The sequence below is a fragment of the Pantoea sp. SIMBA_079 genome, from assembly GCF_046940275.1.
Classification (GTDB): Bacteria; Pseudomonadota; Gammaproteobacteria; order Enterobacterales; family Enterobacteriaceae; genus Pantoea; species Pantoea borealis.
Window position 1 is genome coordinate 1 of record NZ_JAWRYR010000810.1, and the last position, 242, is coordinate 242.

1 protein-coding gene is annotated in these 242 nt (G+C 68.2%); it reads left to right on the top strand.

What is annotated here, in order from left to right:
• Window positions 1-242 (top strand): hypothetical protein (locus tag SB719_RS22190; RefSeq protein WP_412160039.1); only part of this gene is annotated, 242 nt, incomplete at both ends.

Genomic DNA, 242 nt, shown 5'->3' on the forward strand with positions numbered 1-242 from the left:
CGGCACGGATCCGCGCCCGCTGGTGGGGCGGCTGGGTGTTCCCGGCCAGCGACAGCTGGATGCATTTCTGGGGTGCGCGCAGTGAATCGCAGCTGGTGCTGGGGTCGGCGCTGCTGGCCATGTACATGCTGTTCGTCATCAACCGCAACGACACGCAGGCGATTCATGAGGGCCGCGGCGGCGACAGGGTGGAAGTGCGTCTGATGGGCCAGACGGCGTCGCTTCCCGAGGCGCGTCTGCTG